This is a genomic window from Chryseobacterium proteolyticum, from assembly GCF_046591535.1.
Classification (GTDB): Bacteria; Bacteroidota; Bacteroidia; order Flavobacteriales; family Weeksellaceae; genus Chryseobacterium; species Chryseobacterium proteolyticum.
The window spans coordinates 526,916-548,012 of the sequence record NZ_JBJLWK010000002.1 but is presented as its reverse complement, the minus strand read 5'-3'; the positions used below and the strand labels follow the sequence as shown (position 1 = coordinate 548,012).

23 protein-coding genes and 1 pseudogene are annotated in these 21,097 nt (G+C 35.5%); 15 read left to right on the top strand and 9 right to left on the bottom strand.

The features are described 5' to 3' along the window. The first annotated feature begins 81 nt into the window (after positions 1 to 81). Positions 82 to 1,071, top strand: coding sequence for a porphobilinogen synthase (gene hemB, locus ACJ5H0_RS08440; protein WP_411248869.1), 990 nt, complete (start codon positions 82 to 84; stop codon positions 1,069 to 1,071). Positions 1,072 to 1,120: 49 nt separating this feature from the next. On the opposite strand, the gene ACJ5H0_RS08435 is transcribed toward hemB, so the two are convergent. From ACJ5H0_RS08435 to ACJ5H0_RS08425, 3 genes are all read right to left on the bottom strand, one after another. Further along, a complete protein-coding gene (locus ACJ5H0_RS08435) occupies positions 1,121 to 1,303 on the bottom strand; it encodes a bacteriocin (RefSeq protein WP_172279961.1) in 183 nt (60 codons plus the stop codon). A 46-nt stretch (positions 1,304 to 1,349) separates the two neighbouring features. Next, positions 1,350 to 2,078 (bottom strand): hypothetical protein, encoded by a 729-nt coding sequence (locus ACJ5H0_RS08430; protein WP_273649037.1) that lies wholly within the window; start codon positions 2,076 to 2,078, stop codon positions 1,350 to 1,352. 64 nt (positions 2,079 to 2,142) lie between these two features. Next, entirely contained in the window at positions 2,143 to 2,385 is a 243-nt protein-coding gene (locus ACJ5H0_RS08425; RefSeq protein ID WP_411248867.1) for a TM2 domain-containing protein, read from the bottom strand. A gap of 156 nt (positions 2,386 to 2,541) precedes the next feature. On the opposite strand from ACJ5H0_RS08425, the pseudogene lptB reads away from it, so the two are divergent. Then, a pseudogene (gene lptB, locus ACJ5H0_RS08420) lies at positions 2,542 to 3,267 on the top strand (LPS export ABC transporter ATP-binding protein); the annotation flags it as partial. A 339-nt stretch (positions 3,268 to 3,606) separates the two neighbouring features. On the opposite strand, the gene ACJ5H0_RS08415 reads toward lptB, so the two are convergent. Together ACJ5H0_RS08415 and hmpA are read right to left on the bottom strand one after the other, a co-directional pair. Then, complete coding sequence (locus tag ACJ5H0_RS08415) at positions 3,607 to 4,047, bottom strand: Rrf2 family transcriptional regulator (RefSeq protein ID WP_411248865.1); 441 nt, start codon at positions 4,045 to 4,047, stop codon at positions 3,607 to 3,609. 6 nt (positions 4,048 to 4,053) lie between these two features. Further along, positions 4,054 to 5,253, bottom strand: coding sequence for an NO-inducible flavohemoprotein (hmpA, locus tag ACJ5H0_RS08410; protein WP_411248863.1), 1,200 nt, complete (start codon positions 5,251 to 5,253; stop codon positions 4,054 to 4,056). A 307-nt stretch (positions 5,254 to 5,560) separates the two neighbouring features. Here hmpA and ACJ5H0_RS08405 point away from each other — a divergent pair, with 307 nt between their 5' ends. Continuing rightward, positions 5,561 to 6,640, top strand: a complete 1,080-nt coding sequence (locus tag ACJ5H0_RS08405) for a baeRF3 domain-containing protein (protein ID WP_273649025.1) — start codon at positions 5,561 to 5,563, stop codon at positions 6,638 to 6,640. A 180-nt stretch (positions 6,641 to 6,820) separates the two neighbouring features. Further along, on the top strand, positions 6,821 to 8,542 hold the full coding sequence (locus ACJ5H0_RS08400; RefSeq protein WP_411249502.1) for an ABC transporter ATP-binding protein: 1,722 nt from the start codon (positions 6,821 to 6,823) through the stop codon (positions 8,540 to 8,542). 68 nt (positions 8,543 to 8,610) lie between these two features. Here ACJ5H0_RS08400 and ACJ5H0_RS08395 read toward each other — a convergent pair whose 3' ends face one another. Together ACJ5H0_RS08395 and ACJ5H0_RS08390 are read right to left on the bottom strand one after the other, a co-directional pair. Next, complete coding sequence (locus ACJ5H0_RS08395; RefSeq protein ID WP_411248861.1) at positions 8,611 to 9,072, bottom strand: carboxymuconolactone decarboxylase family protein; 462 nt, start codon at positions 9,070 to 9,072, stop codon at positions 8,611 to 8,613. Between the two features lie 78 nt (positions 9,073 to 9,150). Further along, positions 9,151 to 9,720, bottom strand: coding sequence for a Crp/Fnr family transcriptional regulator (locus ACJ5H0_RS08390; RefSeq protein WP_411248859.1), 570 nt, complete (start codon positions 9,718 to 9,720; stop codon positions 9,151 to 9,153). A 100-nt stretch (positions 9,721 to 9,820) separates the two neighbouring features. Between ACJ5H0_RS08390 and ACJ5H0_RS08385 the strand changes: the two genes are divergently transcribed. Further along, positions 9,821 to 10,774 carry a helix-turn-helix transcriptional regulator gene (locus tag ACJ5H0_RS08385; protein WP_411248857.1) on the top strand — a complete coding sequence of 318 codons (954 nt, stop codon included), beginning with the start codon at positions 9,821 to 9,823 and terminating at the stop codon, positions 10,772 to 10,774. A gap of 14 nt (positions 10,775 to 10,788) precedes the next feature. Then, positions 10,789 to 11,889 (top strand): linear amide C-N hydrolase, encoded by a 1,101-nt coding sequence (locus ACJ5H0_RS08380; protein ID WP_411248855.1) that lies wholly within the window; start codon positions 10,789 to 10,791, stop codon positions 11,887 to 11,889. Between the two features lie 85 nt (positions 11,890 to 11,974). On the opposite strand, the gene ACJ5H0_RS08375 is transcribed toward ACJ5H0_RS08380, so the two are convergent. After that, a complete protein-coding gene (locus ACJ5H0_RS08375; protein WP_172279943.1) occupies positions 11,975 to 12,466 on the bottom strand; it encodes a DinB family protein in 492 nt (163 codons plus the stop codon). A gap of 169 nt (positions 12,467 to 12,635) precedes the next feature. Between ACJ5H0_RS08375 and ACJ5H0_RS08370 the strand changes: the two genes are divergently transcribed. The 5 genes from ACJ5H0_RS08370 to ACJ5H0_RS08350 all read left to right on the top strand — a co-directional run bounded on the left by ACJ5H0_RS08370 (position 12,636) and on the right by ACJ5H0_RS08350 (position 17,038). Continuing rightward, on the top strand, positions 12,636 to 13,220 hold the full coding sequence (locus ACJ5H0_RS08370; protein WP_411248853.1) for a hypothetical protein: 585 nt from the start codon (positions 12,636 to 12,638) through the stop codon (positions 13,218 to 13,220). 113 nt (positions 13,221 to 13,333) lie between these two features. After that, positions 13,334 to 13,903, top strand: coding sequence for a cob(I)yrinic acid a,c-diamide adenosyltransferase (locus ACJ5H0_RS08365; protein ID WP_172279939.1), 570 nt, complete (start codon positions 13,334 to 13,336; stop codon positions 13,901 to 13,903). Next, positions 13,893 to 14,540 carry a thiamine diphosphokinase gene (locus ACJ5H0_RS08360; RefSeq protein WP_411248851.1) on the top strand — a complete coding sequence of 216 codons (648 nt, stop codon included), beginning with the start codon at positions 13,893 to 13,895 and terminating at the stop codon, positions 14,538 to 14,540. Before ACJ5H0_RS08365 ends, ACJ5H0_RS08360 begins: the two co-directional genes overlap by 11 nt. A 103-nt stretch (positions 14,541 to 14,643) precedes the next feature. Further along, positions 14,644 to 15,516 carry a tyrosine-protein phosphatase gene (locus ACJ5H0_RS08355; RefSeq protein ID WP_411248848.1) on the top strand — a complete coding sequence of 291 codons (873 nt, stop codon included), beginning with the start codon at positions 14,644 to 14,646 and terminating at the stop codon, positions 15,514 to 15,516. Between the two features lie 130 nt (positions 15,517 to 15,646). Next, entirely contained in the window at positions 15,647 to 17,038 is a 1,392-nt protein-coding gene (locus ACJ5H0_RS08350) for a type III PLP-dependent enzyme domain-containing protein (protein WP_172279933.1), read from the top strand. A 56-nt stretch (positions 17,039 to 17,094) separates the two neighbouring features. On the opposite strand, the gene ACJ5H0_RS08345 is transcribed toward ACJ5H0_RS08350, so the two are convergent. Then, positions 17,095 to 17,757, bottom strand: a complete 663-nt coding sequence (locus tag ACJ5H0_RS08345) for an HAD family hydrolase (protein ID WP_411248846.1) — start codon at positions 17,755 to 17,757, stop codon at positions 17,095 to 17,097. A 182-nt stretch (positions 17,758 to 17,939) separates the two neighbouring features. Between ACJ5H0_RS08345 and speB the strand changes: the two genes are divergently transcribed. From speB to ACJ5H0_RS08325, 4 genes are all read left to right on the top strand, one after another. Continuing rightward, the gene (gene speB, locus ACJ5H0_RS08340) at positions 17,940 to 18,794 is read left to right on the top strand and encodes an agmatinase (RefSeq protein WP_172279929.1); all 855 of its coding nucleotides are present in this window, start codon (positions 17,940 to 17,942) and stop codon (positions 18,792 to 18,794) included. 68 nt (positions 18,795 to 18,862) lie between these two features. Beyond that, complete coding sequence (locus ACJ5H0_RS08335) at positions 18,863 to 19,720, top strand: bifunctional helix-turn-helix domain-containing protein/methylated-DNA--[protein]-cysteine S-methyltransferase (protein ID WP_172279927.1); 858 nt, start codon at positions 18,863 to 18,865, stop codon at positions 19,718 to 19,720. Positions 19,721 to 19,738: 18 nt separating this feature from the next. Further along, on the top strand, positions 19,739 to 20,449 hold the full coding sequence (locus ACJ5H0_RS08330) for a class I SAM-dependent methyltransferase (RefSeq protein WP_411248838.1): 711 nt from the start codon (positions 19,739 to 19,741) through the stop codon (positions 20,447 to 20,449). A gap of 2 nt (positions 20,450 to 20,451) precedes the next feature. Continuing rightward, a complete protein-coding gene (locus tag ACJ5H0_RS08325) occupies positions 20,452 to 21,060 on the top strand; it encodes an alpha-ketoglutarate-dependent dioxygenase AlkB family protein (protein WP_273649002.1) in 609 nt (202 codons plus the stop codon). Positions 21,061 to 21,097: the final 37 nt, after the last annotated feature.

Here is a 21,097-nt window from a genome sequence, read left to right as displayed (position 1 = left end):
AAAAAATCTACCACTCTCCAACATATTTTTTCATTTAACTTGTAGTAAATTTGCATAAACTTATTCAAAAAGTATTCCAAAATGATACATTCAAGAAACAGAAGGCTACGAGTAAATGAATCAATGAGAAGTTTGGTAAGGGAAAATATACTTACAACTCATGATTTCGTAATGCCTATCTTCGTAATGGAGGGTGAAAACAAGCAGGAACCAATTGCATCAATGCCGGGAATATTCAGGCGGAGTATCGATCTTACAGTTAAAGAGTGTAAAGAACTGTTTTCTTTGGGGGTAAAATCTGTCAACCTGTATATGAAGGTGTCAGATCATTTAAAAGATAATACGGGAAAAGAAGCTTGGAACAAAAACGGATTAATGCAGAACACCATTAAAGCCATAAAAGATGCTCTTCCCGAAATGATCGTTATGCCTGATGTAGCGCTGGATCCTTATTCTATTTATGGACATGACGGAATAATCGAAAACGGAAAAATTCTAAATGATGCAACTGTAGATGCACTGGCAAGAATGTCTGTATCTCATGCAGAAGCCGGGGCAGACATTGTCGCACCAAGTGATATGATGGATGGCAGAGTATTAGGGATTCGTGAAGCCTTAGAAGAAAGTGGATTTACAGATGTAGGGATTTTAAGTTATTCCGCAAAATACGCAAGTTCTTTTTATGGGCCTTTCAGAAGTGCTCTGGATAGTGCTCCAAAAGATAATATGGAAATTCCAAAAGATAAAAAGACTTATCAGATGGATTTTCATAATTCCAGGGAAGCTTTAAATGAAGTATTTAAAGATATTGATGAAGGAGCGGATATCATTATGATTAAACCGGGGCTTCCTTATCTTGATATTGTTTCTAAAGTTCGTGAAGCAATTGATCTTCCGATTGCTGTGTATAATGTAAGTGGAGAATATGCAATGGTAAAAGCGGCTGCCCAAAACGGCTGGTTAGATAATGATAAAACGATCATTGAGAGCTTAACATGTTTTAAAAGAGCTGGTGCAGATATGATCTTCACTTATTTTGCAAAGGAAGCAGCAATGCTTTTAAATAAATAGTTTTAAAACAGATAAATAAAAAACACCTCTATATAGAGGTGTTTTTTATTTATCCGAAACAGGCATTGTAATGAGGTTTTCCCGGAACTATAGGGTCTTTACCTCCATTGTCATAAACGCAGATATTACTTGGGCATAAAAACCAACCTGATGGGCAGTTGCCATTTGCATCGGGTGGTCTTATATTTCCACCGTTGATGGTTTTTAGATTTTTTTTCGTTAATTTTTTCATGATAATATTTATTTTTTTTAGATAAACTAAATATAGTTAAAATTTATCACATTATATTGAAATCTTTACCTTTTGTAAATTTAGCAGCAAAGGGAGCCTGGTTACCCATATATTTTAGAACAAAATGTTTCTTAGTATCCGTATCTAACTTTGATTCCACTTCAACGTCCTGCGTTTGAAAGCTTACATCAAGAACAGTTGAAGATTCTTTTTCTAAATAAATCTCAACGCTTTCGGCATAAAATAAAGAAGTACTCAAATAATTAAACTTGATATTTTTTCTGTACGTCTTTGTTTTATCCTGCGTAAATGCTGAATAGTTTTTTAAGATTTCAATTCCCGGAGAATCAATGTTGGTGATTCTTGATTTTGTTACTCCATTGACACGGACAGAAAAGTTTTTAGCATTTTTTATATTTCCGTTAACTCCGATATTAAAAAGAGAAGGCAGCGAAAGGCCGTATTCGATCATGCTGTCTTTGGTAAATTCAAAATCAGGAATCAGAGCAGGATGTTTCGGAGCATTAATCAACTGGTTTTTTATTGTAGTCAGATTCTCTCCTGAAAAGAGATACCCAATAAGATTATTGCTGGTTGTTCTCCAGTTTCTGCCATTCCATTCAAAAATTTCACAAAGTAAGGTGTCTGTGGATGAATGGGGAAGGAGATCCATATCCTGCCATTTAAAAACTTCCTTAGCATAAGGTCTACGGTCAACCAGGTTGATTCCTAAATCTAATGCAAGGAGTTCTGTTAATTCTTTGTTATTTTCCATTAAAATTAATTTGCTGTTGGTGCAGTAAATGTATCAAATTCGTTAGAATATCTGATGCCTGGATTTATAGCCAGCCTTTTTTACCATATACATAAGTGTCATCAAACTGTTTGTCACTCATAAACAGGTACAATATACCTTCAATGAAAGGAATGATAGAAGCTGCCCCAAAAGTAATAAGGTTTAAAATAATCTGAATAATACCTTCTTTAGTATAGCCAAGATAAAATTTATTCAGGGCAAGCCATCCTACAAGTATACCTAGTATTGCAGCAGGGATCTTTTTTTTCAGAGCGATATGGTACATGGGCCTGCTGATCCCGGGTATTTTCTGTTTTTGTATAACCGTAATTTTCCATTTTAGTATTTTTTATGATAAAGTGAATTGTTTTTAACATAAGTCGAAGAAAAATATGAGTAGTTACAAAATCATAACTTAAAACAAATTTATATCTTTGCGACTATGATTTTACGAGGAGAAAACTTAATCAAAGAATACGGTCCAAAAAAAGTTGTAAAAGGCGTTTCTGTACAAGTCCAGCAGGGAGAAATTGTTGGTTTGCTAGGTCCTAATGGAGCAGGTAAAACCACTTCATTTTATATGATCGTGGGATTGGTTAAGCCGACATCCGGTAAAATTTTCCTGGATAAACAGGAAATAACAACTGATGCGATGTATCGCAGAGCACAAAAAGGAATTGGTTATCTTGCTCAGGAGGCCTCTGTCTTCAGAAAACTTTCTGTTGAGGAAAATATTATGGGAGTTTTACAGCTTACCAATCTCTCCAAGCGTGAACAGCAAATCAAATGTGATGAGCTGATCGAAGAATTCTCATTGCAGCATGTTCGTAAAAACAGAGGAGATCTTCTTTCCGGAGGAGAAAGACGTAGGACTGAAATTGCGCGCTGTCTTGCTACCAGCCCGAACTTTATCCTTCTTGATGAACCTTTTGCAGGTGTAGACCCCATTGCAGTGGAAGATATACAGAAAATTGTAAGAAGTCTTGTCGATAAAAATATCGGAATTTTAATCACCGACCATAATGTTCAGCAGACTCTCGCTATTACTAATAAAACATACATCATGTTTGAAGGAAGGATCCTGAAAGAAGGTCTTCCGGAGGACCTGGCTAATGATCCGCAAGTAAGGGAAGCTTATCTGGGTGAAAATTTTGTGTATCAGAGTATCCTGGATAAGCCTAAAAAGAAGAAATACGCATACAATATCTGGGCAGGGAATTTTGATTCGAAATCACAGCTTCAGAGTTTTGTTGATAATCAGTTTTCAGAATTTGATGATTTAAGGTTGATGTATGGATTTGAGGATATTAGTTTTGCATCGTTGGCAAATTCAGAGATAGAACACATCTTCAATGATGTGGTTGATAAAAATGCAAATAATTCATTTGTATTCCAGCGTAAAGAAATTACCTCCCAATATTCTCTGGAACAGGCGGAAGCGGAATCAAAAGAAGCAAGTAAGCCTGAGCTTCATTACCTTACAACATATCTTTACGAAGGTTAAGTTTTAATTACTGGTATGCTGGCTCGCAAAAATGATATCCCAATTATTAAAAACAAGGTCGGATAAATAATGCTTGTTCATACTATCGATAAATGCCTGATAGGCGATGTCTAAAAATGATTTTAGCTGGCAGTTATAAGACATAAATACGCACGATTTACTTTGGCAGTTGATAATCGGACTATCATCCTGTTCAAGTAGGTGAATAAGATCACCAAGCCCTGTCGTACGGGCCTTATCAGAAATAATGATTCCACCATTTTTTCCTCTTTTGGTAATAACAAATCCTTTCTGAGATAAAAACTGAACCACTTTAATAAGGTGATTGCGAAGAATATGCAACTTTTCTGATAATTCGTCCAATGAGCAGGACTGAGCATTATCTTTTTTATTTAAATAGATTAAAACGCGCAAACTATAATCAGTAAAGTGGTTCAATTTCATTAATTACTAATTTAAATGAAGGAGCTGAGGTCCGAATTCTTCGTAAAAAATATTTTCTCCGGCAATTCCTAATTGCATCAAAGAATTGTACTGCACTTTAATAAATGCTTCGGGACCACAAATATAATACTTTGCATTGTCAATAAGAATTTCTTCTTTCACTTCATGGAGGTTAATTCTTCCTTCATGTATTGCCTGGTCATCTTCTTTATTTTTATTTTCATAAAAGATGTGGGTGGTGAGCCATTCATTATTTTGTTCTAAATAGTCAATATGATCTTTGAAGGAATGAACTGTTTGATCCCGGCAACTATGCAACCATACAACAGGGTTACGATTGTTGTTTTCATTTGTTTCCAGCATACTTAAAAGAGGGGTAACTCCAATCCCTCCACTTATAAGCACTAAAGGATATTCCGATAAAGGATTAATGTGAAAGATTCCTGCAGGTGCGCTCACTTCTATTTCATCTCCTGCTAACTTAGAATGCATGATATGGGATACAATACCATCCGGATTAAATTGATTTTTCTCTTTTTTTACAGATATCCTGTAATATTTAGGAGTGAAGGCCGATGATAGACTATATTGTCTTGGTTGTTCATATCCCAGTGATGGAATATATGTTTTTACAGATATGAATTGACCGGGAAGGTATTCTGCAATTGGCTGCCCATCTTTAGGCTTAAGATAAAAGGATTTAACCTCCATGCTTTCCTCTACGATTTTACTGATGATGAATGTTCTCCAACCTTTCCATCCCCCATTTTTGTTTAGGTTAGAACAATATATTCCGTCTTCGATAGAAATCATTATTTGGGCAAGTTCATGATAGGCTTGCGTCCAAGCTTCCAATAATTCGTCAGTAGCCGCTTTTCCTAAAACTTCTTTTATCGATGAGATCAGATGAAGTCCTACAATATTATATTGTTCCGGTTTTATATTAAGGCTGACGTGCTTATTGCCTATAGATCTTAAAATATTAATTAGTAAAGTTGGATTTTCAATATGTTCAGCATAGGCAAGCACTGCTCCGGCTAGTGCGTGTTGTTGCTTGCCACTTGCCTGATGACTCATGTTAAAAAGATTTTTGAGCTCAGGATTATGGTTGAACATTCTGTTGTAAAAATATTGAGTGAGATCTGCACCGTTTGATTTTAAAACCGCAACGGTTGACTTTACTAAGGCTTTTTGTTTATTATTCATCTTGTCGTTTTTTTAATGATAAAACAAATGTACTATAAATATTTAATTGTTGTATTTTAAATACAACAATTAAAATATGATATTTTACATACCTAGGAGAAAGGGTGGAAATTTTTTAAAGTACATTATTACTCTCCAAGAAAGAATGATAGCTAATTTTTAATATAGAATAAATTTTAAATTGATATTTTTCGTATTTTATATAAAAAGCACTTTTAAATTGTTTTAAAGGCCTGGTTTTTGTATTTAATTGTGTTAAAATGATAAAATAAATCATTAAATTTCATTATTAATAAAAAATACAAATATGTCATTACAAGAAAAATTACAAAAACTAGCCAATGAAAGAAATGAACCTTGTGTAAGTATTTCATTAAATACCCACAGAACATTTCCTGAAAACCAACAAGACGAAATCATTTTAAAAAACCTCATTAAAGAAGCAGAAAACCGTGTTATTGATGAGTACGGAAAAAGACCTGCCGCAGGAGTTTTGGAAAAGCTGGATCATATTGCAGGGAAAATTGACCATCAGTACAATCTGGATAGTTTGCATATTTTTTTGTCGAACGACACAGAAGAAATTATAAAATCTACATGGGCTTCAAGAGGAAATGTAACAGAAGTGGAGGAGAAGTTTGCTGTAAGGCCTCTGATCAAGGCTGCAGTAAGAGCTCAGGAATATCTCATCTTAGTTTTAACGCAAAGCGGTACCAAGCTGTACGAAGCATTAAATGATTCTATTGTCGGGGAAGTCCGAGAGGAAGGGTTTCCATTTCCCCAAAATCCCTTTTATATTACCCATTCAGATGTGAGAAGCGATTCCAAACAGGTAGATAATCAGATCAAAGAATATTTTAACAGGGTTGATAAATCCATTGTTGAAATTTACAAAAAATCAAATTTAAACGTAGTTGTTATTAGTACTGCAGATAATTATAGTAAACTTCTTGAAGTTGCTGATATTCCTAAGATCTATATTGGGCATGATAATAAAAATTATGTATCTGCTGATGAGCATCACATTGTAGAGCAGGCTTATGAAATTATTAAGGCTAAACAAAAAGAAAGTCGTGCATTGGCTATTGAGGAAGTTAAAGAGGCGGTGTCTCACGGAACAGTTCTTACGGATCTTCAGGAAATTTACCAGGCCGCTTTAGACGGGAGGGGTGATCTGCTGATCGTACATCAGGATTATGAACAGCCGGTAAAAATGATTGATGAACGTACATTTGAGTACGTTGACGATTCTAAAGAACAGGGAGTTGTTGATGATATTGTTTCCATGATCGCATGGGAAGTATTTTCGAAGAAAGGGCGTGTTCACTTTACCCAGCAGGATGAGCTTTTAGAACTAGGAAAGATCGTTTTGAAAACCCGATATTAAAGAGAAATTTTTATAGCAAAAGAATGAGCCGGCTTTTATGCTGGCTTTTTTTATAGATTGTTTTAAAAAAGCTTTAATTTTACTAAAGATCTTATAATAATGGCGAAACCTTTTAATAGAACAGTTACTTTATTTGGAATATATAAACAGCTTATTCCATTTATCAGGCCTTATCGTTTGATGATTTACGGAACTTTATTCCTGACGTTTTTAGGAGCTCTTGCAGCCCAGGTCAATCCTTTGGTTTTGAAGTATACTGTTGACGAGGTAACCCTACTAACACATCTTCCACATCCTATGACGGAAGGAATTCATGTGTTGGTAGTGATTTCCATAATATTACTGGGAAAAGAACTGTTGAATATTTTTATCAATTTCGGACAGAAATTTTATGGGGAAAAGATCCGGATCAATGTAAGTTCTGTTCTGGCTCAGTCAGCTATTGATAAAATACTGACGTACCGGGTTGCATATTTTAATGATGAAAACCACGAATCAGGAAAATTGCAGATCAGGATCGATCGTGGGATTGAAAGTCTCACCAAGCTTGTTCAGAATTTTTTCATAGATATTTTGCCTCTCTTTTCCAATGCGATCATTGCTTTGATCATCATGTATATGCAAAATGTATATGTTGGCATGGTATCCACCATAATTGTTCCTATTTATTTTTATATAAGTTCATTACAGGCTAAAAAGCTGGGTGGGGTTCGCAGGCAGCTGAGAAACCAGCGTGAGCAAAAGACTTCGGGCCTTCTGAACCTGATCAATTCGATTATGGTGATTAAAAGTTTTGTCCGTGAAAAATTCGAGGGTAAAAAGCAGTATGATCTTCAGATGCAATTAATGGAGAGCCAGATGTTCACCAGAAAAACAAATTTTATTTATGATGGGCTTAAGACTTTTATAGAACAGTTTGGGGTTGTACTCATCATTTTGCTCACCGTTTATCTTGTTCTGGACCAGCAGATGACAATTGGTGCAATTATGCTTCATATTATGCTCTTCAATAATGTTTCATCCCCGATACGCCAGCTTCACCGTATTTATGATGATATGAATGATGCGATGATTTATGCTGAAGGTTACTTTGATATTTTAAATGCTGACGATGAAAAAGAACCAAACGGGACATTTGTAGAAAGGGAAATTAAGGGAACATTTGAACTTAAAAATATAGACTTTACCTATCCAAACGGAACGAAAGCTTTACATGATGTTTCTATGAAAATTGAAAATGGAAAGACAACGGCTTTGGTGGGATTAAGTGGTGCCGGTAAATCCACAATTATCAATCTCTTGTGTAAATTTTACCTTCCGGATTCAGGAGATATTCTATTGGATAATGTCAATTTAAATGATTTTGATAACACATTTTTAAGAAATGATATAGGTCTTGTACTTCAAAGAAATCATATTTTTCAGGGAAGTATAGAAGATAATATCCGGTATGGAAATATGAATGCCAGTTTTGATGAAATCCGGGAAGCTGCAAAAAAAGCATACCTCCATGAACAGATCCAGGATCTACCGGATCAGTATAACCACGATGCTACCCAGCTTTCAGGGGGACAACAACAAAGAATTGCCATTGCGAGATTATTCCTTAAGAATCCGCCAATTATTTTTCTCGATGAGCCTACTGCTAGCCTGGACGCTATTGCAACAGAACAGATCAAAAACTCGTTAGATGCCATTAAAGAAGGAAGAACAGTAATCATTATTTCACATTCTTTGTCTCAGATTCTGGATTCTGATAAAATCTATGTTATGAAAAAGGGAAGAGTGGTTGAAAGTGGAACGCACAATGAACTGGTTCAGGAAAACGGGACTTACCGTGAAATTTTTGAAGCATCTGCCAGAAGTCTGAATCTTGATAAATTGATGAATTCCTTTAAATAGGATTAATATGATAAAAAATGAAACCTGTAAAAGAAATACAGGCTTCATTCAATTAATGTAAAAGTTTTTTAGTTCTTTTGAGGAACCTGATAAGTGCCTACTTCAGCTCCCAAGGCAATATTTATCCTATTGTAGCTGTTGATCGCGATAATAGCCATGGTAAGATCCACCATTTCTGTTTCAGAAAAATGGTTGCTTACTTCCTGGTATAGGGCATCCGCAATTTCTTTTCCGTTCAGTTCGGTAAGTTTTTCCGCCCATAAGAGACCTGCCTTTTCCTTTTCTGTGTAGAATGGGCATTCTCTCCAGGAACTTACCAAAAATATTCGCTGCTCGGTTTCACCCTTTGCCCTTAATTGTTTCGAGTGCATATCCAGGCAAAAAGCACAGCCATTCATCTGTGAAACACGAAAATAAAGAAGTTCCAGAAAGGCATTGTCAAGAGATGAGTTTTCTACATGATATCCCATGGTGTGAAGTGCATTTACAGATTTATTTCCCATAGCAAATGCGTTGATTCTTTGTGACATAATTTTGTTTTTTTTTGATTAATTATGTGACAAATGTAGATTGCAATTAATTCAGATTTTTTTACAAATGATAAAAAATCATTTTTGCGCACGGATCCTGCTTAGTGAAACCTGGGTAATGCCAATATAGTCCGCAAGGTCTCCCAGGCTGATACGCTGGATAAGTTCCGGCTTTTGTTTCAGAAAATTATGATATCTCCTCTTGCCATCATCTTCCAGCATTTCACTTATTCTACCCATCATGTTAACAGGTGCTTTTGAATATAGCTTACTGAAAAGGGTTTCTGCAGAATGGTATTTTTTACATAAGTCGTCGACAACAGATTTGCGAATGGAGTATACTTCCACAGGCTCTAGTGCTACAAACATATATTTGGATGGTTTACCAGTAAGAAATCCGCTCAATTCCGTAAAAAAAGAATTTTCAGCAAAAAAAGTCATGATAAAATCTTTATCCCCATTATCAAAGAACAATTTTACCAGTCCTTTTTGCAGGAAATAAAAATGTTTACAGGTTTCATCAGATTTTAATAAAAAATCTCCTTTTCTGTAATTTTTTAATTCTAACTTTGAAATCAGTTCATCAATGACATCCTGTTCAGGATTCGAAATCCTTTCAATAGTCTGGATGAAATTGGTGTAGCTCATTAGTAATAAAATGTGATTCTTGAATATCTAAATATAGGTAAAATTGTCGGTTTTACTATATCTGGAATTATTGTATAAAAGTTTAGAGTGACCGGATAAAATGAATGACCATTATCTTAAAAAGCTTGACAGGGTAACAGCAATTCTTACTCAACTGCAATCCAAACCTTTGGTAAGGGCTCAGGATCTGGCAGAAAAGTTCGAAGTAAGCATCAGAACGATCTATCGGGATGTAAAAACACTTGAAAATGCGGGGATTCCGATTGTCGGAGAAGCGGGTAGCGGATATTCTTTAATGGACGGATATAAACTTCCTCCTGTCATGTTTACAAAAGAAGAAGTTTTGAGCTTTATTACAGCCGAAAAGCTGATGCAAAAGTTTTCTCACGAGAGTTTGGGCTCTCATTACCGGACGGCTATGGAAAAAGTGCGTTCAGTCCTGAGGCATTCCGATAAAAATTTAATACAGACAGTAGAAAAGCAGGTTGATGTTTTTAATTACCATGCTCAATCAACGGATTCTGTTAAAAATGTGATCCCCCTGATCCTTGAAAGTATTGCAGAAAAAATGCAACTGTCCATAGAATACAGAAGTATGGATTCAAAAGTATCTAACCGGATTATAGAAGCGGTAGGTTTATTTTTTGAATTTAATTATTGGTACATTATGGCTTTTTGTACGTTAAGACAGGATTTCAGACAATTCAGGGTAGACCGGATTCTTCAGGTTTCCAAAACCAGTGTTCCTTTTTCAAAAGAGTATGGTGGAATTAATGATTATAGGAAAAATTCCGGTAATGATGTTACCAAAGTAAAATTGCTGGTAGATAAGAAAATAATGGGGCATCTCGTTAATTCTAAAAGATACTATGGTTTAATAGACGAAACTGAAACCGATGAAGGAGTTGTGATGACCTTTGAAACGGAGTGGATCAAAGAGGGATTTCCAAGATGGCTGATTACATTTGCGGATTACGCTGTAGTTTTGGAACCAGAAACACTCAAAACAAAAATTGGTGAGCTGATCACAAATATTTCTACGAAATTACAATAACCAACTGATTAATTATGAAATTTATATTGATGCGTTCTATGCTGCTCCTGGCTCTTCTTCATTACGGGATTTCTTCCGCCTGCTCAGCATTTTTATTAAAGGGTAATGATTATTGTGTAATCGGATTCAATGAGAATTGGAAAACAATGCCGGGGATGATCGTCGTCAATAAACGTGGGATTGCCAAAAGAAATATAAGCTGGGAAAATCTTACCTCCCGACATCTGAATGCTGAAAAGAAATGGCAATCATTATATGGTTCTGTAACCTTTAATCTTCTAGGCTATGATTTCCCTTGTTACGGTGTAAATGAAAAAGGTCTTTTTCTGGTTGAACTTTCTCTGGAGGAAACCACAAAAGTTTTTAATCCCACACAGCCTAATATGTTTTGGGCACAATGGATTCAATACCAGTTGGATAATTATAAATCTGTTCAGGAAGTGATAGATCATTTGAATGGCGGTCCTAATATTGATTGGTGGCCTAGTGCTGGAGGAAGCCACTTCTTCGTTACTGATGCTAAAGGAAATACAGCAACTATAGCTTTGCTAAATGGAAAGTATAAGGTGCTTACAGGAAAGGATATGCCTATGCCTCTTCTATGCAATAATCAGTATAAGAAAGATATTGAACGGGTTCAGAGGTTTGATTTTTTAGGAGGTAATGAAAAATTTGATCTTGGTCAGCAAAATAAATGGGAAGACAGATATAGTAAAGCTTACTATATGCTTTATAGTTATAAGTATGATAAAAAGCCTGTAGAATATGCCTGGAATGTTCTTAATTCTGTATATGCGGGAGAATGGCAGACCGTTATTGATGTCAAGAAGATGAATCTTTATTTCCGGTCCGACCTTAAGAAAGAAGTTAAAACAATTGATATTACTCAACTCGATTTTTCAAAACAGGCCTCTATAAAATATTTGGATATTCATACAGATAAGCTGGGTAAAGTAAATGATGACTTTGAGGTGCTTACTTTAAATAAAAATAATGAGTATGTTGCCAAGGGATTTCCTATAGGATATGATAACAAAGAATTTGGAGCCTCAAGTGCCTTCGCCCAGTTAAAAGAGAACATTATTACTTTCTTTAAAAATATTTTGCCGGGTTAAAAAACAAAAGCTTTCAGAGAATCTGAAAGCTTTTGCATTCACTAAATTTAATAATTTGATAGAAGAAAAATATTTTTAAACAGAATTAAAATCTCTCCCAGAAAAAAGGAGGTTCAATTCCTAATGATCTTAGATAAACATAACCTTGTCCACGATGATGGATTTCATTATCGATAAAATATAGGATATTCTGATATACCGGAAATTCATATTGGCCAAACAGATTGAATGTTTCCTGCATACGCTCTTCAGAAATCTGATTAAAATAATGGTTGATTACTTCTGTTTCTTCGTCCCATTTTTTCAGTATTTCTTCTTTTGTTTTAGGGTTGAATCCCTCTTCGTTATAAGCCTCCATGTTTTTTTCATTGATTCCCTTTAATGCCGGTCCTGCAATGCTGATAAGCTCAACTGCCAGTTTAGCAAATGGTCTCATACCTGCTACAGAAAATTCGAATAATTCTTTTTCAGGAAACGCTTCAATTACTCTTCTGGTCAGATTTCTGTGTCCTTGCCAGTGCTCTAATAATTGGTCTGATGTCATAAACTGTTTTGTTGCTGTTGCTGTAGTTGCCATAATATTTTTGTTTAATTTGTTATTGTTGATACAAAGATAAGAGCAGGTTATGACAACAGTTTGTCAGTAGGATTTGGCACATTGAAAATATTTTTTTCTCCTAAAATATCATTGCGTTTTTTACGTTTAAAAGAGAGATGTACCGGGTATTATTTATAATTTCAGAGAAATGAAGAAGCTAATTTTAGGAATTACAAGTGCTTTGTCACTACTATCGTGTAATAAAATCAGTGATAAAATAGATCAGACTGTACAGGAAACAACCGAAACAGTAAAGCAAAGGACCCAGCAGGCAGTGGAAGAGAGGGTGAAAAAGACCGTGAATGAGTCCATCAAGTCCCTGACAAATTCTGAAGATGTTCAATTTAATCAGGTTTTTCCTGGTTCAGGGAAAGCTGTTGTATCCGATGAAAACGGGAAAAAGTTTGTATTTCCAAATGGCACTACAGGATATATTTTTAAGTATAAAGCAGACAAAAAAGATATCATTCCATTTCTGGAGTCTCAACCTACAACGGATGAAACCCGGTCCGATAAGGCAGCCCGAAGGGTAGACGGACAAAACATCGTAGATAAAATAAGTTTTATTGAAAAGTTCCTGCCTGAAAATACAATTGATAAAAGCATTTTAGAAGATATAAAGAATGACAATGGTTTCGAGTATTATAAATTAAAGCGGTTTCCCAATAAAAGTACCATTATTTATAATTCTAAAAACAAGACAGTGTTGCAATATGTTGAGGTAGATAAATAATTTGAAGATGGCTGGTTTTTACCGGTCATTTTTTATTAGCAGAATTACAAAACAAGATAACAAACAAATCCGTAAGTATTGTAAAGCTAATTTTAAAAAAGTAATTTAGTCGTATGAAAATTTATACAAAAACAGGAGATAAAGGACAAACCGCTCTTTACGGAGGAACAAGAGTTTCCAAGGCCAGCGCCAGAGTAGAAAGTTATGGTAATATCGATGAGTTGAATTCTTTTATTGGCATTGCAAAAAGTCATATTGAAGATGTTGAGGTTTTAAAGCAATTGAAGAAAATTCAGTTTGATTTATTTACCGTGGGCTCTGAAGCAGCAACTCCGGTTGATAAATTAATGCTTGCCAATGGAAAATCCAGGCTTCCGTTGATTATTTCAGAAAATGAGATCGAAGAATTAGAGCATTGGATGGATGATTTTGATACCCAGCTGGAGCCTCTTCAATATTTTATACTTCCTGGTGGCGGAAAATCTGCGACATTTCTTCATGCAGCTAGAACAATCTGCAGAAGGGCAGAACGTTCTCTGGTTTTCCTGAATGAAGCTGAAGAGGTACGTCCTGAACTAATTAAATATCTCAACAGGCTTTCAGATTATCTTTTTGTTCTTGCCCGGTATATTTCAAAACTAAATAACGAACCGGAAGAATACTGGAATCCGAATGAAAGATAAAGCATTACTTTTTATTAACGGAGAACCTCCCAAATCCTTTCCTGACCTATCCGGATATGATTTAATTGCATGTACGGATGGTGCTTTTCATTACTTAAAAGAGAAAAGATTTCCTTTAGATAAATTGGACTTCATTTCCGGTGATTTTGATTCACACACAGGATCCGATGAAGAGGTATATCAGGAAAAATTTATTCTCACCCTGGATCAGGATAAAACAGACTTTCATAAAGCTCTGGAAATTATCTTGAATAAAGGATTTCGCGCTATAGATGTTTTTGGGGCCAGTGGTGGTGAGCAGGACCATTTCTTGGGAAACCTTACGGTTGCTTATACCTTTAAAGACAGATTGGAGATAAGATTTTATGATGAATTTTCTGAATATTATTTTATTCCTAAAGATTTTACAGTGCAAAAGGTGAAAGATAAAATGATTTCTTTATATCCTTTCCCTATTGTGGAAAATATAACAACAAAAGGATTGAACTGGCCGCTTACAAATGGTAGCTTAAGCATTACTTCAAGGATCGGAACCCGAAATTTTGCTGTTGAAGATGAAGTATCCGTTCACTATGAATCCGGCGATTTGTTGTTTTTTGTAGGACGCGATGATATAGAATATCCACCAATATATTAAGCTGATGTTTGTTTTTAGAACGATAAGCTGAATACCTTTGAAATTGAGTATTCGGAGAAACTTTTGTATCTTGTATCGACATCGACTTAATTTTTCTAGGATATTGAAGAAATTACTTAAAATACTATTCCTTTTTACTGTGCTATTCTGTGCTTTTTCCTGTAAAACACAGAACTTCACTGCACCCGAGTATGGAAAAAGCCAGGCTGAAAATGCGGGGGTGAAAAAAGTACATAATTTCCGGACATTGGAAGAAATGAAAAATGTTGACGGGAGAACATTACGAAAAGGTGTTTTTTACAGGAGCGGGCATCTTAATAAGCTTAAGAAAAAATCATTTGACACGATTAACAAACTGGGAATAGCGGAAGTGATCGATCTCAGAAATGAAAAAGAAATCGGTCTGAAGCCTGATCATCTACCTGCTCAGCTTAGCTATAAAAAATACTCAGCATTTGAAGATCAGGGAGACCAGCTATCACAAGCAAGGAAGCTGGTTTTAAAGGGAAAGGTAAATTCTGCCGATGCTGATAAAAGAATGGTTGATTTTTATCGTGAATATGTAACCGAAAATCCGGCAACAATCAAAAAGATTATTAGTGAAATTTTGGATTCAGATCAACCTGTTTTATATCACTGCACGGCAGGGAAAGACAGGACAGGTATTATTACGGCTCTTATTCTGACCATTTTAAAGTTTGATAAAGCAACAATTTATAATGATTATCTGATGTCTAACAACTACAGGGAAGATATGGTTATGAAGCGATTAAAGCTGGCTGGAAACCTGCATTTTCTATATCCTAAAATGGATATCAAAGTATTGGAAAAGCTCAGCTGGGTAGAGAGGAATTATCTGGATTCTGCATTTAATGAAATTGATAAGAAATACGGCTCTGTAGATGTATATATTCAACAAGTGCTGGAGATTTCTGATGATAAAAGACAATTCTATATTCGTAAGTTTACATATTAATAAACGGTGAATTAGCGGGTGCTGATTTCGATAGAGCCTTTCATGAAGATCAAATAAAATTATAATAATTTTAACATCAAAAAATCAAACTTTTTTAGCAATTTTGCATTCTTAATTCACTTGCTAAAAAATGAAAATAAAATACTCGGAACTTATTGATCAGACGTTATATTTTCCAACAGAAGAATTTAACGTTTCTGAAAACAATTTGTTGTTTCACGATATTCCTTTGATGGATGTTGTTGAAAAGTTTGGAACTCCTTTAAAGGTTAGTTACCTCCCGAAGATTTCTCAGAATATTCAGAAAGCAAAAGGCTGGTTCAAGGAGGCTTTTGAGAAAATCGAATATAAGAAAAATTACAGATATTGTTACTGTACGAAATCCAGTCATTTTAATTTTGTTATTGAAGAAGCTCTGAAGAATGATATTTCTATTGAAACATCTTCGGCTTATGATATGGATATTGTAAGGTCTCTTTACAAAAAAGGTAAAGTAGATAAAAATATTGAAGTAATCTGTAATGGATTCAAAACAGATGATTATCTGGCAAAAATTTCGGAGATGATCAATAATGGTTTTGAAAATATTACTCCGATCCTTGATAATTACAGGGAACTAGACAAACTTACAGAGAGTATCGATACTACTTTTGATATAGGGATCAGAATTGCTTCCGAGGAAGAACCGAAATTCGAATTTTATACATCCAGATTAGGAATAGGATATAAAGACATTATTCCTTATTACAGTCAGAAAATTGCTGAGCACCCGAATGCGCGATTGAAAATGCTTCACTTTTTCATCAATACAGGGATCAAAGATACTGCGTATTACTGGAATGAATTATATAAATGTCTTCGTGTATATGCACGTTTGAAGAAAATTGCTCCGGAGGTGGATTCTTTGAACATCGGAGGAGGTTTCCCGATTAAGACTTCTTTGAACTTTGATTACGATTACCAGTATATGGTTGAAGAGATCGTTTCCCAAATTAAAAAATTCTGTGAAGAAGAAGGAGTAGAGGAACCGAATATTTATACTGAATTTGGAAGTTTCACGGTAGGAGAAAGTGGAGCTAACCTCTATAAAATTATTTCGCAAAAACGTCAGAACGACAGAGAGAAGTGGAACATGATCGATTCTTCATTCATGACGACACTTCCTGATACATGGGCGATTTCAAGACACTTTATCATGCTTCCTCTGAATCGTTGGGAAGATACTTATGAAAGAGTATTTCTGGGAGGCTTAACGTGTGATTCGGATGATTATTATAATTCCGAACAGCATACCAATGCGATCTATCTGCCTGTTTTCAGTGATACAAAACCTCTATATATTGGTTTCTTCCATACAGGAGCTTATCAGGAAACGATTGGAGGATACGGAGGAGTGCATCATTGCTTAATGCCTCAGCCAAGACATATTCTGATTCAGAAAGATGAAAACGGAGAGTTTCAATATGAAATATTCCGTGAAAGACAGGAGCCGGAAGATGTTTTAAAACTTTTGGGATACTAGCGCTCCTCTCGGAGACGGATCAATATAAAAAAAAGGTTCTCGATCGAGAACCTTTTTTATTTAAAATAATCTGAGATTTTATCTAATTCCAATTCAGTGTAATCTGAAATGGTGATGTTGGCTAAAGAATAATCCTGATTATGGGAATGTTCGCTTTTATAGGCGGCACAGAAAATGTTCGCATTATGCGCGGCCAGAATTCCATTCGTAGAATCTTCAATTACCAGGCAGTTTTCTATCGGCTGTTCAGCCAGCTGGGCTGCCAAAAGAAAAACTTCAGGATGAGGTTTTGATTCTTTTAACTCGGCACCACTTATTTTTCCGTTGAAATATTTTTCCAGTCCGAATTTTTCAAAAACCATATTGATTGTTACCATGCTTGCGGAAGAAGCTACTATGAGCTGGATTTTATTTTCATAATAATGCTCTATCAGTTTTCTTACCCCGGGAATAAGGTCAAAATCTGCATCATTATAGAAGTAATCTTTAAAATAATCCCTTTTTATATTGGTCAACTCCTGATAAGTGTTGTTGAGCCCGAATATCTGAATTAATGTTTCACAGACTTTTTTGGTGGAAGCTCCGGTAAATGAAGTGTAAAGTTCTTCAGATACCTGAATTTTAAGATCTTCGAACATCTTGAAGTAAGCTTTTCTATGCAAAGGTTCTGTATCTACAATTACCCCATCCATATCGAAAAGCACCGCTTTTAAGGACATATTTGATTTTTTTGCAAAGGTAATGAATTTTATAGGAGATGAAAGTTAGAGGCTTGAGGTTACGCTATGGCCTGTTAGCCTCCTTTCAAAAACTTCCCTTCTCTTGCTCCCGGCTTCTAACTTCTTTGTATCTTTGCGGGAAGTATTTCAAATTTTAAATCATTTAATTTTTAAATAAAAACATGAAAACATACGCTGGAATTCCTGAAGAAAATGCGTCATTAGAAAACTCAAAAGTAATGTTGGTTACCGTTCCTTATGACGGAACCTCAACATGGGGTAAAGGAGCAGATAAAGGTCCTGAATTATTCCTTAATGCTTCTGAAAATATGGAGCTTTATGACATAGAAACAGGAACCGAGCCTTACCTTGATGGTGTTTATCTTGCCGGGGAAGTATCTGAAAATGCAACACCTGAAGCGATGACGGAAGCGGTTTATCAAAAGACAAAAGAGCTGTTACAGAATGAAGGAAAATTGTTTACTCTTTTTGGAGGGGAACACTCCGTTTCTATTGGTTCGATCCGTGCAGTAGGTGAGAAATATGATAATTTAACAGTATTACAACTGGATGCTCACACGGATTTACGTCCTGAATTCCATGGTTCTACTTCCAATCATGCATGTGCTGTTTTTGAAGCTAATCAGAAGCACAACCTGGTTCAGGTGGGTATCCGTTCAATGGATGTTGAAGAATACCAGTATTTACCTGAAGGAAGAGTATTTTTTGCACATGAAATTGCTGTCAATGATAACTGGATCAATGATGTTTTAGAAAAAGTTTCGGGGAATGTATATATTACAATCGACTTGGATGCTTTTGACCCATCTATCTGTCCATCTACCGGAACACCAGAACCCGGAGGTCTGCAATGGTATCCAACGTTGGAATTATTAAGAAAAGTATTTGAAAAATGTAATGTTGTAGCTTTTGATATTGTGGAATTGATGGATTCTCCGATGGCTAAGCCAAGCGCATTCCTTGCCGCTAAACTATATTACAAAATGTTAGCTTATTATCACATCAGCCAGGATTAAAATTCCACAAGAATCGGATTTTTTCTGCGGGATTTTCTTTGGAAATTTGTGAGATAAAATACAAAGATATGTCTACACAAAGTCAAATAGATTACAACAGGATCGCTAAAGCGATAGAGTATATCCAAAGTAATTTTAAACTTCAGCCGAGTCTGGAAGAAGTAGCAGAAAAAGTGCATCTTAGTCCTACCCATTTTCAAAAAATCTTTACAGATTGGGCAGGAACAAGTCCGAAAAAATTTTTACAGTTCATCAGTATAGAACATGCCAAAAGTCTTTTGAAGGAAGAGAAATTGAGCGTATTTGATGCTGCTTATGAGACCGGGCTTTCCAGTACAAGCAGGCTTCATGATTTATTTGTAAAAATAGAAGGAATGTCTCCGGCTGAGTTTAAAAATGGCGGAAAAAGCCTGAGAATTAACCATAGTTTTTCAGAAAGTCCATTTGGAAACATTCTGGTAGCTTCTACCGAAAAAGGAATTTGCCATCTGGCCTTTGAAAATAATCAAGAAATGGCATTAGGAAATCTGAAAGCCCAGTTTCCTAATGCTTCTTTTTATGAGAAGCAGGATCAGTTTCAAAAAGATGCCTTGTCTATTTTCGGTAAAGACTGGAACAAGTTAAATACCGTAAAACTTCACCTTAAGGGCACTGATTTTCAGTTAAAAGTTTGGGAAAGCCTTCTGACAATTCCTATGGGAAAACTGTCTACTTATGGTAATCTGGCCGGGAAAATAGGCAATCCTAAAGCTTCCAGAGCAGTAGGAACAGCTATTGGAAGCAATCCTGTAGCCTTTCTTATACCTTGTCACAGGGTCATTCAATCATCAGGGAACATGGGCGGTTACCGTTGGGGAAAAGACAGAAAACAACTTATTATCGGTTGGGAAAGTTCACGCACTTCCAATGCAATAGATTCAATCTAGAAATCAAAGGATACAATCATGATCAAACATAAAATCTTATCTGCCTATGAGGAGATCGCTGAGAAATATAATGAGCTGATCGATCACAAACCACATAATGCCTATTATGACAGACCGAATACATTGGAGCTTATTCCGGAGGTAAAGGGTAAATTTATCCTTGATGCGGCTTGTGGTCCGGGGAAATATGCTGAAATCCTAATATCTGAGGGAGCGACAGTAAAAGGTTTTGATATCAGTGAGAAAATGGTCATGCTGGCACGTGAAAGAAATAATAATGAAAAAGATTTTTTCGTCCATGATTTATCTTTACCCCTTGAAATGTTTGAAGATCGAAGCTTTGATACTGTTATTTGTGCATTAGCGCTTCATTATATAGAGGATTGGAATTTTACCATTCAAGAATTTTGCAGGGTTTTGAAACCTGATGGTAGTCTTGTTATATCGATTGAGCATCCTTTTTTTGAATACAATTACTTTCATTCAGAAAAATATTTCGAAATTGAACATGTAAATTGTATATGGAACGGATTCGGAAAACCTGTTGAAATTAACAGCTTCAGAAGACCTCTTAGTGAATGCATCACTCCGCTTACAGACAATGGTTTTTATATTGATAAACTAGTTGAACCAAAACCTACAAAAGAATTTGAAAAACTGGATCCGAAACATTTTAAAGAACTAAATGAGTTTCCGGCTTTCATGTGTATCCGTGCCATAAAAAAATAGGAATGAGTTTATTTGAAGAAATATATGATTTTCCGGTCAATATCCTTCCCAAAGACGGAACGGTTAATTATTACGGAACCATTTTCTCTAAAGAAAAATCCGATTTCTATTATAACTATCTTTTGAATCAGATTCCCTGGGAAAATGACGAAGCCATTATTTTCGGTAAACTTATTCTAACCAAAAGAAAAGTGGCGTGGTTCGGGGAAAAAGCATTTGAGTATACCTATTCCAACAGAACCAAGTATGCAACGCTATGGACGCCTGAGCTATTGGAGTTAAAGAAAAAGTGTGAGGAAATATCAGGAGAAACCTATAACTCATGTCTTCTCAATTTATATCATGACGGCAGTGAAGGGATGGCTTATCATAGTGATAGTGAAAAAGACCTGAAAAAGCATGGTGCCATTGCATCGGTAACCTTTGGAGCGGAACGGAAATTTTTGTTTAAACACAAACAAACCAAAGAGAAAGTGGAGATTTTCTTACAAAACGGAAGCCTATTGGTAATGAAAGGAATAACACAGGATAACTGGCTCCACAGGCTTCCCCCAACTACAAAGGTAAAAACTCCAAGAATAAACCTGACATTCAGAACGATTGAAGAATAAAAAAAGGTGGCTGAGATTTTCGAAGCCACCTTTTTGT